The organism is Acidovorax sp. 1608163 (assembly GCF_003669015.1).
GTDB lineage: Bacteria > Pseudomonadota > Gammaproteobacteria > Burkholderiales > Burkholderiaceae_C > Acidovorax.
The window spans coordinates 935,175-946,910 of the sequence record NZ_CP033069.1; the positions used below are offsets into that span (position 1 = coordinate 935,175).

Below are 11,736 nucleotides of genomic sequence, written 5' to 3' on the forward strand. Positions count from 1 at the left end.
TCGCCCGCATGGCCTCGGCCCTGTTTGCGGCCCTGCCGGGCGAGCAGCCGGACCTGTCTGGTGCAGCCTCTGCCGTGCCGCGCCCTGCTGCGGCGGGCTTTCCGCCTGGCGTGCAGGCACCGGTGAACCTGGCCCCGGCGGGCTCGCCCCTGGCCAGCCCGGCCGGGCTGGGCCCCTCGGTGCCAGGCACGCCCTTCCCGCAAGGGCAGATTCCGGGCAGCAACCTGGTGCCCGCGTCGCCCACACCCGTGCTGTCGCTGGCGCACCGCGCCCCTGCGCTGGTGCCGCATGCCTCGGCGGGCAATGGCCTGCCCGATACGGTGGTCAGCACCTTGCCTGCCTACGAGCCGCGCTTGGGCTCGGGGGCGTTGGGCGTGGCGCCGGTGGCGGCTGCGCCCTCGGCTGGCTCGGTGCCTGCTGCCTCGGCAGCATCCGCTGCGTCCTCCGCCTCTGCGCCGTACTACTTTGTGGGCGAGCGCCCATCCGGCGCGGCGGCGCAGTCAGCGCCAGAGAGGGGTGATGGGCTCGATGCCTTGTCGCGCCTGCCGTTCCAGTCGTTTGATGCGGCCCATGTGCCCCAGGTCACATCGCCCACGGCAGGCCCGGGTGTGCCCAGCACGGTGCCATCGGCCGAGCCGCAGTTCTACTTTGCCAACGCGGTGGTGCTGCCCGGCGGCTACACCACGCCAGGCCACCCTGCAGCGCAGCGGGCGGGGGCCGTGCCTGCGTTGGCGCCCAGTGCGCACCCCGCGTTTGATGTGCATGCCATCCGCCGCGACTTTCCGGTGCTGTCTGAGCGGGTGAACGGGCGGCCTCTGGTGTGGTTTGACAACGCGGCCACCACGCACAAGCCCAAGGCGGTCATCGACCGCATCAGCTATTTTTACGAGCACGAAAACTCGAACATCCACCGCGCTGCGCACGAGCTGGCCGCCCGCGCCACGGACGCCTACGAAGGTGCCCGTCAACGGGTGAAGCACTTCATCAACGCGCCGGATGTGAACGAGGTGATCTTTGTGCGCGGCACCACCGAGGCCATCAACCTGGTGGCCAAGAGCTGGGGTGCGCAGCACATTGGCGAGGGCGACGAGATCATCGTCAGCAACCTGGAGCACCACGCCAACATCGTTCCCTGGCAGCAGCTGGCGGCCGCCAAGGGCGCCAAGCTGCGGGTGATTCCGGTGGACGACTCGGGCCAGGTGCTGCTGGACGAATACCAGAAGCTGCTGAACAGCCGCACCAAAATCGTGTCCGTCACGCAGGTGTCGAATGCGCTGGGCACGGTGGTGCCGGTCAAAGAGATCGTGGCCATGGCCCACCGCGCGGGCGCCAAGGCGCTGGTCGATGGGGCGCAGTCCATCTCGCACATGCGGGTGGACGTGCAGGACCTTGGCGCGGACTTCTTTGTCTTCTCGGGCCACAAGGTGTTTGGGCCCACCGGCATCGGCGTGGTGTGGGGCAAGCGCGAGGTGCTGGAAGACATGCCTCCCTGGCAGGGCGGCGGCAACATGATTGCCGATGTCACGTTTGAAAAGACGGTGTTCCAGCCCATCCCCAACAAGTTCGAGGCAGGCACCGGCAACATTGCCGACGCCGTGGGCCTGGGCGCGGCCATCGACTACGTGAACCGCGTGGGCATTGAGAACATTGCCCGCTACGAACACGAGCTGCTCGAATACGGCATGCAGCACCTGGGTGCCATCCGGGGCGTGCGGCTGATTGGCACGGCGGCCCACAAGGCCAGCGTGATGTCGTTTGTGCTGGCGGGCTACACCACCGAAGAGGTGGGCAAGGCGCTGAACGAAGAGGGCATTGCCGTGCGCACGGGCCACCACTGCGCACAGCCCATCCTGCGCCGCTTTGGTGTGGAGACCACGGTGCGTCCGTCGCTGGCGTTCTACAACACTTTTGACGAGATCGACCGGCTGGTGGCCGTGGTGCAGCGCCTGGCTGCGCAGCGCCGCGTGTAGTGGGTTTGAAGTAAAAAAGCTGCCTAGCGCTTATTAATAAAGCGCTGGCAGCTATCTTTTTGGTAGCGTATGGTGCGCAGGCTGCGCTCAGTCTGCCTTCAACCCGTGCTCAGCCCGCGCTCGTACCAGCCCTTGCTGCGGTTGACGATGTGCACCACCAGCAGCATCACGGGCACTTCAATCAGCACCCCCACCACCGTGGCCAGTGCGGCGCCGGAGTGAAAGCCGAACAGGCTGATGGCCGCAGCCACGGCCAGCTCAAAGAAGTTGGACGCACCAATGAGGGCCGACGGGCAGGCCACGCTGTGCTTTTCGCCCACGGCGCGGTTGAGCCAGTAGGCCAGGCCCGCGTTGAAGAACACCTGGATGAGGATGGGCACGGCCAGCAGGGCGATGACCAGCGGCTGCGTCAGGATCGCCTCGCCCTGGAAGGCAAACAGCAGCACCAGCGTGGCCAGCAGTGCACCGATGGACCAGGGGCCGATGCGCTGCAGTGCGGCATCGAGCGCCGCCGGGCCACGCGCCAGCAGGGCGCGGCGCAGGGCTTGTGCGATGAGCACGGGGATCACGATGTACAGCACCACCGAGGTGAGCAGCGTGGCCCACGGCACGGTGATGGCCGACACCCCCAGCAGCAGCGCCACCAGCGGCGCAAAGGCCAGCACCATGATGCTGTCGTTGAGCGCCACTTGCGACAGGGTGAACAGCGGGTCGCCCCCGGTGAGGCGGCTCCACACAAACACCATGGCCGTGCAGGGCGCGGCGGCCAGCAAAATGAGCCCGGCGATGTAGCTGTCGATCTGGTCGGCAGGCAGGTACGGCGCAAACCAGTGGCGGATGAACAGCCAGCCCAAGAGCGCCATCGAAAACGGCTTGACCAGCCAGTTCACCACCAGCGTGACGCCAATGCCCCGCAGGTGCTGGCGCACTTCACCCAGCGCGGCAAAGTCCACCTTCATCAGCATGGGGATCACCATCACCCAGATCAGCACGCCCACGGGCAGGTTGACCTGGGCGACTTCCATGCGGCCAATGGCCTGGAAGGCCCCGGGCCACAGCTGCCCCAGCCCAATGCCCACCACGATGCACAGGAACACCCAGACGGTGAGGTAGCGCTCGAACACGCTCATGGTTTGGGGGGCGGGAGGGCTGGCGGGGGCCGTGGTTGTCATGGGGCTCTTTGGGCAATCGGTGTGAGAGGGGATCAGTGGGCTGACAGTTCGCGGGCGGAGCTTTGCAGCACGGTGTGCTGCAGCTTGTCGGCGGGCAGGCTGATCAACAGCGACAGGCGGCGCTGGATGGCGTGCAGGGTTTTGCGGAAGGCTTCCAATTTTTCGGCCTCGCTGCCATCGCCTTCGGAGGGGTCGGCATAGCCCCAGTGGGCGGTGGCCGGGTGGCCGGGCCAGAAGGGGCACACCTCGCCCGCTGCGTTGTCGCACACGGTGATGATGAGGTCCATGTGGGGCGCGCCGGGGGCGGCAAACTCGTCCCAGCTTTTGCTGCGCAGCCCCTCGGTGGGGATACCGGCTTTTTGCAGCACCTGCAGGCCCAGCGGGTTGGGCTGCTGGTTATCGCGCGGGCTGCTGCCAGCGGAATACGCCCTGAAGCGCCCTTCGCCCATGGTGTTGAGCAGCGCTTCGGCCAGGATGCTGCGCGCCGAGTTGTGGGTGCACAGAAAAAGAACGTTCAGGGGGGGGCGGATTCGGTCATTCGGGGCCTCAGGTCAGCAGCAATGGTAAGAAGAGGATTTGGACGGGCCGCAGCACGCGGCCTGTGTGGAGGCCTGGGGTGCCGCAGCTGCTTTGGGGGCGCAGCAGGCGCCTTGCGGCGCCGCTGCCGCCTCATTGAACACAGGAATGTTTTCGAGCGTGTGAAAGTGCTCCCACGCCACGCCTTGTGGGTCGGTCACCCAGTGCTTTTCGCTGCGGGCGTAGCAGCAGGTGGTGGCGCCTTCGTCCAAGAGCGCCATGTCGGCGGCGCTGGCGCGGGCTTTCAAATCGGCCAGTTCGGCCGCGTCGTCGACCTGAAAGCCCAGGTGGTCCAGCCCCGGTTGGTTGCCCCGGGTCGAGATCGCAAAGTTCACGCGCGGGTCTTCCAGCATCCATTTGGCGTAGTCGGCCTCCACCCGCGCAGGGGTGGCGGCAAACAGGCGCGAGTAGAAGGCGATGCTGGCGGCAAGGTCGTCAACATGCAGGTGAACGTGAAAGCGCTTCATGGTGGGGCTCCTTGGAACAGGTTCTTGGCGGCAGTAAAAAGGGGAAGGCTCAGCAGGCACAACCAGCGGTGGCGGCGCTGGGCAGGCAGGCCTGGCCCTGGCAGCAGTTCTCGGTCAGGTAGCCGATCAGCGCGTTCATGCGCTCGAACTGGGCGCGGTAGATCAGGTTGCGGCCAGCGCGCTCTTGCGCCACCAGCCCGGCGTGGGTCAGCTCCTTGAGGTGGAACGAGAGCGTGTTGGGTGCCACGCCCAGGGCCTCGCTCAGTGCGCTGGGCGTCAGGCCCTCGGTGCCCGCCACGACCAGGGCGCGAAAAATCTCCAGGCGCGAGGCTTGGGCCAGTGCGGCCAGGGCTTTGACGATATCGTTGGTTTCCATAATTCAATGATAATTGAAATATGGAAATGATGGCAGGAAAAAAGCACCGACTGGCGGTGCTTTGGGGGGAACAGGTTCTTAGCCTCGGCGCGGGGGTTACATCCCCAGCGACTTGAGCAGGTCGTCGGTGTCGCTGTCGCCGCTGGCCGTTGTCGATGGGGCGGGTGCGGGCGCGTTGTGGGACTGGGCCATCAGGGCGTCGGGGTCCGGGGCTTCCTGGGCCTCGAAGTCGTAGAGCTTGATGAACTCGGTGCGGTCCATCGCCAGTTCCAGATAGAAGATGTTGTTATTGCCGGTGTAGAAGGTCACGCGGCGGGCTTCGGGGTTGTCCAGGTTGGCGTCCACGCTCAGCATCACTTGCTTGTTCAGCACCAGCATCTTGGGCTGGTTCTGGGTGATGTGGGTTTGCAGCTCGCGGCGGATCTTGCCGGTGAAGTCGCCCACCACCTGGTTCATCAGCTCGCCCATCACGTTGCTGACTTCGTCCGAGGTGTAGGAGGTGACCAGGTCGTCCTTGGACATGCCCATGCTCAGCAGGTAGCTTTGGTACAGCTCCATCGCGGCCGAGGCCGAGAAGTTGATGATGACCAGCCCGGAGAAGCCGCCATCGAACAGCACGAAGCAGCCGATGTCGGGTTTGAGGCAGGTTTTGGAGATGCGTTGCACCATGCCGGAGTAGTGAACCTGGCTTTGCGTGGCGACGGAGAGCACGCGCGTGACGGAGTTGCACAGGCTCATCAGCAGGTCTTCGGTGCCGAATACGACGGGTTTATCTTGGTGGCTCATGGTGGCTGGAGGCGGTGCGTTGATCAGGAAAGTCTGTGGCGTAGCATAGGCCATGAAAGCCTTTGCCACCAGATGCATTGCCCTGGTTGTGGGGCTGGGCGCAACAGGAGGTGTGTGCTTGCTGACATCGCGCGTGGGCGGAGGTCAGGGCGCGGTGGGCAGGGCCGGCTGCACAGGCTGGCCGTGCAGCCATTGCCGCAACAGGGGCTCGGCCGCGATGGCCTTGGAATACAGGTAGCCCTGGGCCTCGTCGCAATGCAGCTGGGTCAGCAGCGCGGCCTGTGCGGCGGTTTCCACGCCTTCGGCGACGGTCTCCAGCTTCAGGGCTTTGGCCATGCCGATCACGGCAGTGACGATGGCGCGGTTGCCTGCGTGGGTGTCCATGTCCCGCACGAACGACATGTCGATCTTGAGCTTGAACACCGGAAAGCTCTGCAGCCGCTCCAGCGACGAGTAGCCGGTGCCAAAGTCGTCAATGGACAGGCAAAAGCCCGCCTCGACCAGGCTGGATGCCACCAGCCGCGCCTTCTCGGGCTCGTTCATCAGGGCGGATTCGGTCATCTCCAGCTCGATCATGCCGGGCGCCACGCCTTGGGCGCGCACCAGGCGCTCTGCACGTTCCGCAAAGCCCTCGTCCATCATCTGCGCGGCCGACACGTTGACGGCCACGCGGGGCACAACGGCGGCCCCGGCTTGCTGCCAGTAGGCAATGTCGCGGGCGGCCTGGGTCAGCGTCCAGTCGCCCAGCTCGCCGATGAGGCCGCGCTCTTCGGCCACGGGGATGAATTCGCCGGGGCTGATCCAGTGGCCATCTTCATCGCACCAGCGCGACAGCGCCTCCACCCCGCACAGCGCGCCGGTGGCCAGGTGCACTTTGGGCTGGTAGTGCAATTGCAGTTGCGACTGCGCCAAGGCGCGGGCCAGCTTGGTGCCCAGGGAGATGCGGCGCTCCAGCTTCAGCCCCAGTAAGTCGGAGTACAGGTGGCTGCCGCCCCCGCGTGCCTTGATTTCGTACATGGCAATGTCTGCGTGCTTGAGCAGGTCTTCCACGTCCTCGCCCTGGTCGGGGAAGGTGGCCACGCCAATGCTGGCCCCTACCTCGAACTTGAGGCTGTCGATGAGCACCGGGCGGGTGAGCGCCGCTTGCAATTGCTGGGCACGCAGCAGTTTGTCTTCGCCTGGCGCCAGGGCGTACACGCACATGAACTCGTCGCCGCCCACGCGGGCAAAGACATCGTCCTTGGCGCAGGCGGCGCGAAAGCGGGTGGCCAGCTCGGCCAGCACGTTGTCGCCCACGATATGGCCGTGGGTGTCGTTGATTTCCTTGAAACGGTCCAGGTCTACGAACAGCACGGCGGCCGATTGGCCGTGGTGCTGTGCGTGGTAAAGCATTTGCTGCGCCAGCATCATGCCGTTGGTGCGGTTGGGAAGCCCTGTCAGCGAGTCATAGAAGGCCAGGCGCTCCATGGCCTGCTCAGTGGTTTTGCGGTCGGTGATGTCCAGCACCGTGCCGTAGCCCCGGATCGGGTTGCCTTGGTGGTCCTTCTCGATCACGCCACGCGCTTCAATCCAGCGCAGACCGGGGTTGGAGTGCACCCGGCATTCGTAACGAAAGCGCCCCACCCGTTGCGCGGCTGTCCATTCGCCATCCACCCGTTGGCGGTCGTCTTCGTGCACGCAGGTCAGAAAGTCGGGGTAGGTGAATGGTTTGGCCACAGGCCAGCCCAGCAGGCGCGCTGCCTGGGGGGTGAGGGCGAAGGTGCCATCAAAATGGGTTTGCCAGGTGCCGATGTTGGCCACGGCCTGGGCGTTGAGCAGGTCGCGCGTGAGCTGGGTTTGCTCGCGCAGGTCTTCAAACACCAGCAGCAGGCGCTGGTCTTGCCCCTTGTCTTGCATGGGCAAGGTGTGTGCGGTGATGCTCACGGGCACGGCCAGCGGGTTGTGGTGGGGGCGCACCTCCACGGTGTCGCGGGCGCTTTGCTGGCGCAGGGCGGCGTCGATCAGGGTGGTGATGTTGGTCACGTCCATCACGTTGGCCAAGGGGCAGCCGCGCAGGCTGTTGGGGGCAAAGCTGAACAGCTTTTCAAAGGCGCGGTTGGCAAACACCACTTTCAGATCGGGGGTGGCCACCATGGTGCCGTAGGGCAGGTTGGCAAAGGCGGCGCCGTAGTCGCGCAGGTCGGCAATCAGTTCGTCGCGGTGGGCAATGTAGCTGTCGATGGCCAGGCCCACGTCCAAAAACACCACCTTGATGAGGGCCTGGAAGGTGTGCAGCAACTCGTCGGCCGAGGCACTGCTCAGCCCCTGCGCGATGCGCGGCAGCAGCTCGGTCAGGTAGTGGCTGTAGGCCCCCAGGTACCAGCCTGGCGACAGGCCCACCTTGGCATGCACCAGGCCGACGCGCAAGCGGTCGTCGAGATAGGCGCGGTCGTACACCCCGGCAATCAGGGACTTGAAATAGCTGGACTGGGATTTTTTGAGGCGAGCGAGGGTGCCTTCGTCCGGAATGAGTGCACGTGTTTCGCTGAAGGACAGCAGGTGCTCGTAAAACGACTCGATGAAGCCGGGGGCTTTGTCGCCCAGCAACCCGTTCAGGCGCTGTAACGCGTTTTCGTCCTGCGGCGTCAGCGACAGGAAATCCTTGCGGCGTTGAAAGTCTCGGCTGAGGTCCACAAAACTGCCTGTCAATGGGTTACCGAATGCGTCGAATGGAATGAGGACGCTGGCTGGCCAGCCCCATCTTGCGCCAATTTACCACCCTGAATAGATTTTGTTTACATTCCGAAACTTTTGGGTGTCATGGGCTATTGACGCTTGACGCCCGAAGCGCCTTAGGGCAGCCCAGCAAGCCGTTCATTTTTGAAAAATGACGGCATCCAGTTCCAGCGCGCGGACGCTGGATGCAGCCGACTCGGCCTCAGAGCGCGAGGCAAAAGGCCCCACCCGCACCCGGGTGCGGGTGCCTTTGGCGCTGTCCAGGGTCTGCCGGAAGGCGGGCAGGCCTTCGTTGAGCAGGCGGGACTGGGCTTTGCGTGCATTGCTTTCATCGGCAAACAGACCCACGTTGATATAAAAACCAGGCGCGGCGCCCACGGTGGTGTCGCTGGCGGCAGAGGCCTTGCCCTCAGCCTGGCGGGCCGCGGAGGATGCGGCAGGTGTTTTGCCTGCTGGTACAGGCTTGGCACGCGTGGACTCTGAGGCCTTGGCTGCTACGGCTTTGGAGGCTGCCGCCTGCTGCGCGCTGGCTTTGGGCGCCGGGGCTTCCTTGGCTTTGTCAGCAGGTTTCTCTGTGGGCTTTTCGGTGGCTTTTGCCGCTGGTTTTTCGGCCAGCTTTTCGACGGGTTTATCCGCTGGCTTGGCTGGTGTTTTCTCGGTCGCTTTACCAGCGACAGAGTCCGTCGTTTGAGAGGCTCCCTTGGCCCCATCGGCAGGGGCTTTGTCTGCTGGTGCTGCAGTGGGCTTAACGGCAATGGCTTGCGGTGGTGCTGCGGCCACGGCGGCTGCGGGCGGCGCATCTTCTGCGGCAGCGGCCACGGCCACTGTGGGTGCACTGGGCGGCTGCGGCTTGGGCTGCACAGCGGCCATGTCGGCCTTTTCTGCCACAGGGCGGCTGGCGGGGGTGAGGGTGGGGGAGGGTGTGTTCCAGCTGGCGCTGGGGGCCGCGGCCTGCGGCGCTGCCGCCTGGGCTGGCGACTCGCCCGTGAAGGTGCCTTGCGGGAAGACCAGGTAAGCGAGCAGTGCTGCACCCGCCAACAATGCATGCCCTGCGATGACCCAGGTCAGCCGTTTGCGCGACACCGCCTGCTTGGCCAGCAAGTCGCAGGCTTCGGGGATGTTGGCCGATGCGGCCAGTGCTTTGGTCACGCGTTTGCGGATGTCGGCGTGCAGGATGGCGTGGGCATACAGGCCCGGCACCACGCTGCCCAGCACGGCAAAGGCGCCCACCACGCCCCATTCCACTGCCTGCGGCCACTGCAGCAGCGGGCGGCCCAGGCCAAACACCAGCAGCGCCACGCCTTCGGCAGCGGCCACATACACCAGTGCGGCGCCCCAGAGCTGGCGGTACACCATCCAGCCCAGGGTGAAGAAGCAGGCGGCCCAGTGCCAGCTGGTCAGGGTGCGGCCCATGGCGTCGAGCCGGGCAAACGCCTGAACGTAGCGCTCTGTGTTCACAGGGCCCAGCGCGGCCCGGTAGAGGGTGGTGACGGCGCTGTCGGAAGGGGAGTCCAAGGACATCAGAGGAATGTGGGGGGCATGAACCGATGGGGCGGGCATAGCCCATTCTGGCATGCCCTGCCAGGATTTGATCGGTGGAAAAGCGCGGTTTGGGCGGTGCCCGGGCCGCGCGGGGGCTCTTGCTGGCCCCGTGTGGCACTTTGATGTACCACAAATGGCGCTAGCGCCTAATGGATAAGCGCTAGCAGCTATCAAAAAAGGAGTAAAGCGCGAGCCCCGCTGGAGGCCGTCACATCACGGGTCACCCACCCGTTCCTGTGAAAACGCCTCAGGCCCCGCGCACCATGGCCATGATTTGTCCGGCGTCCAGCGTGGCGGCCTTTTGCCGGATTTGCGGCAGGTACTGCGTTTGCATTTGCTTGGCAGGACCGAACAGGCTCTGAAAGGTGTCGCGCAGCAGGGCGGTGTCCATGGTGCGCCCCCCGGCGTAGTAGCGCTTGGCCACCTGGCCCAATGCGTAGGTGGTGGCAAATGAAAACGCCATGCCTGTGGCCGCGCCACCCAGCCCACCCAGGGTTTTGCCCGCCACCTTGCCCAGCAGACCGCCCAGCAGCTTGCGGCCAAACTGCTCGACATACTGCGATGCCATGCCCACCCCGGCGGCGGCGATGAATTCCTTGATGTGGCCCCGGTCCAGTTCCACGCCGTGTGCCTTGCCGATGGCGTGCACCATCTTGATCTGCAGCGGGATGATGGCCATTGAGGCCCAGGACTGGGGCAGCAGCTCCAGCGCGCCATTGAGCAAGGCGTAGTTCAGGATGGATTTGTCCAGCTCGGCATCGTGCGGTGTTGCGCTGGGCGGGGTGCCTTGCGCGGCCGCTGCCACAGGCAGTGCGGAGCGGGTAGGCGTGCCTGCGTTGTCCAGCGCCTCGGCCAGGGCCTGTTCTTCCTGGTCAAAGGCGGTGGTCTGCTGTGCGCCCAACTGCAAGGCTTGCTTGAGCGCTGCCAGAAACTCGCGCTCAGCGGGTGTTTGCTGCCCGTCTACATCGCACACGCACACGGCCATCTCGTAGGCCAATTGGCGGTGGGCTGGGTCTTGCAGCGCAGCCGTGGCCGCTTGCAGGCTGGTGCGGCGCAGCAGCACGTCCTGGTACAGGCGGGGCAGGTCGGGCAGGTTGCCATCGGCGGCCAGCGATTGCGCGATGCGGCGAATCTCCTCGCGCTCGGTGTCGTCCTTGGCTCCATCGGCAAAGGCGGCCAGCATGGCGATGGTGAGGACGGACTGTTGCTGTTGCAGGTTCATGGGGCTCTCTCTACGGGGGCAATGAATGGGCGCGCTGGGGCTGGCGCGGGGGGAAGCCTCGCATATCGGGGGGGCTTGGGGCCGCATCAATGGCTGACGGCGTGGGGTTTTTGGGGCCTGCTCCTGCTTGGCCTTTGAGGTCATCGCAGCGTGCCCTGCACCCTGGCCGGTTGCGGCCTACCATGGCGGCTTTGCATGTGAAGGGCCACCCATGACCACCACCCTCAAGATCGATTTCGTGTCCGATGTCTCCTGCCCCTGGTGCATCATTGGCCTTCAGGCGCTGGAGCAAGCGGCCGAGCGGCTGCAGGGCCAGGTGGCGCTGGATTTGCACTTTCAGCCGTTTGAGCTGAACCCGCAGATGGGCCCGGAGGGCCAGGACATTGGCGAGCACCTGCAAGAAAAGTACGGCGCCACGCCCGAGCAAAGCCAGAAGAACCGTGACGCCATCGCCGCGCGCGGCGCCGAGCTGGGCTTCACCTTTCGCATGGACAAGCGCAGCCGCATCTACAACACCTTTGACGCCCACCGCCTGCTGCACTGGGCCGAAGAACAGGGCTTGCAGAGTGCGCTGAAGAAGGCGCTGTTCCAGGCCTACTTCACCGACGGCCAGAGCCCTGGAGACCATGAGGTGCTGGTGCGTGTGGCGAGCGACGTGGGACTGGATGCTGCCCAGGCGCGTGAGGTGCTGGCATCGGGCTGCTATGCCGACGAGGTGCGCGAGCGCGAGCAGTTCTATCTACAAAACGGCATCCACTCGGTGCCCGCCATCATCGTCAACGAGCGCCACCTGATCCAGGGCGGCCAGCCGGTGGAGGTGTTTGAGCAGGCGCTGCGGCAGATTGCTGCAGAGGCCTGAGTAGTTGTCAAAAATGATAGCTGCTAGCGCTTATAGATAAAGCGCTAGAGG

General features: G+C 65.2%; 10 protein-coding genes. 2 read left to right on the forward strand and 8 right to left on the reverse strand.

What is annotated here, in order from left to right:
* Window positions 1–8: 8 nt before the first annotated feature.
* Window positions 9–1,970 (forward strand): family 2A encapsulin nanocompartment cargo protein cysteine desulfurase, encoded by a 1,962-nt coding sequence (locus EAG14_RS04195; protein WP_121728153.1) that lies wholly within the window; start codon window positions 9–11, stop codon window positions 1,968–1,970.
* 98 nt (window positions 1,971–2,068) lie between these two features.
* On the opposite strand, the gene arsB is transcribed toward EAG14_RS04195, so the two are convergent.
* The 8 genes from arsB to EAG14_RS04235 form a co-directional block, all read right to left on the reverse strand.
* Entirely contained in the window at window positions 2,069–3,142 is a 1,074-nt protein-coding gene (gene arsB / locus EAG14_RS04200; protein WP_240456931.1) for an ACR3 family arsenite efflux transporter, read from the reverse strand.
* A 32-nt stretch (window positions 3,143–3,174) separates the two neighbouring features.
* Entirely contained in the window at window positions 3,175–3,672 is a 498-nt protein-coding gene (locus EAG14_RS04205; protein WP_121728154.1) for an arsenate reductase ArsC, read from the reverse strand.
* 21 nt (window positions 3,673–3,693) lie between these two features.
* A complete protein-coding gene (locus EAG14_RS04210; RefSeq protein ID WP_121728155.1) occupies window positions 3,694–4,185 on the reverse strand; it encodes an ArsI/CadI family heavy metal resistance metalloenzyme in 492 nt (163 codons plus the stop codon).
* Window positions 4,186–4,234: 49 nt separating this feature from the next.
* Window positions 4,235–4,561 carry a helix-turn-helix transcriptional regulator gene (locus EAG14_RS04215; protein ID WP_099741926.1) on the reverse strand — a complete coding sequence of 109 codons (327 nt, stop codon included), beginning with the start codon at window positions 4,559–4,561 and terminating at the stop codon, window positions 4,235–4,237.
* 96 nt (window positions 4,562–4,657) lie between these two features.
* Window positions 4,658–5,347 (reverse strand): DUF3334 family protein, encoded by a 690-nt coding sequence (locus tag EAG14_RS04220; protein ID WP_099743558.1) that lies wholly within the window; start codon window positions 5,345–5,347, stop codon window positions 4,658–4,660.
* 144 nt (window positions 5,348–5,491) lie between these two features.
* On the reverse strand, window positions 5,492–8,020 hold the full coding sequence (locus tag EAG14_RS04225) for an EAL domain-containing protein (protein WP_121730292.1): 2,529 nt from the start codon (window positions 8,018–8,020) through the stop codon (window positions 5,492–5,494).
* Window positions 8,021–8,200: 180 nt separating this feature from the next.
* Window positions 8,201–9,583, reverse strand: coding sequence for an SPOR domain-containing protein (locus tag EAG14_RS04230; RefSeq protein WP_240456932.1), 1,383 nt, complete (start codon window positions 9,581–9,583; stop codon window positions 8,201–8,203).
* 268 nt (window positions 9,584–9,851) lie between these two features.
* A complete protein-coding gene (locus EAG14_RS04235; RefSeq protein ID WP_121728157.1) occupies window positions 9,852–10,970 on the reverse strand; it encodes a YcjF family protein in 1,119 nt (372 codons plus the stop codon).
* A 67-nt stretch (window positions 10,971–11,037) separates the two neighbouring features.
* Here EAG14_RS04235 and EAG14_RS04240 point away from each other — a divergent pair, with 67 nt between their 5' ends.
* A complete protein-coding gene (locus tag EAG14_RS04240; protein WP_121728158.1) occupies window positions 11,038–11,685 on the forward strand; it encodes a DsbA family oxidoreductase in 648 nt (215 codons plus the stop codon).
* Window positions 11,686–11,736 lie beyond the last annotated feature (51 nt).

Excerpts from the sequence above, each read along its gene's own strand:
- EAG14_RS04230 (WP_240456932.1), bottom strand. The coding sequence starts at position 9,583 with ATGTCCTTGGACTCCCCTTCCGACAGCGCCGTCACCACCCTCTACCGG.
- EAG14_RS04210 (WP_121728155.1), bottom strand. The coding sequence starts at position 4,185 with ATGAAGCGCTTTCACGTTCACCTGCATGTTGACGACCTTGCCGCCAGC.
- EAG14_RS04215 (WP_099741926.1), bottom strand. The coding sequence starts at position 4,561 with ATGGAAACCAACGATATCGTCAAAGCCCTGGCCGCACTGGCCCAAGCC.
- arsB (WP_240456931.1), bottom strand. The coding sequence starts at position 3,142 with ATGACAACCACGGCCCCCGCCAGCCCTCCCGCCCCCCAAACCATGAGC.
- EAG14_RS04220 (WP_099743558.1), bottom strand. The coding sequence starts at position 5,347 with ATGAGCCACCAAGATAAACCCGTCGTATTCGGCACCGAAGACCTGCTG.
- EAG14_RS04235 (WP_121728157.1), bottom strand. The coding sequence starts at position 10,970 with ATGACCTCAAAGGCCAAGCAGGAGCAGGCCCCAAAAACCCCACGCCGT.
- EAG14_RS04240 (WP_121728158.1), top strand. The coding sequence starts at position 11,038 with ATGACCACCACCCTCAAGATCGATTTCGTGTCCGATGTCTCCTGCCCC.
- EAG14_RS04195 (WP_121728153.1), top strand. The coding sequence starts at position 9 with ATGGCCTCGGCCCTGTTTGCGGCCCTGCCGGGCGAGCAGCCGGACCTG.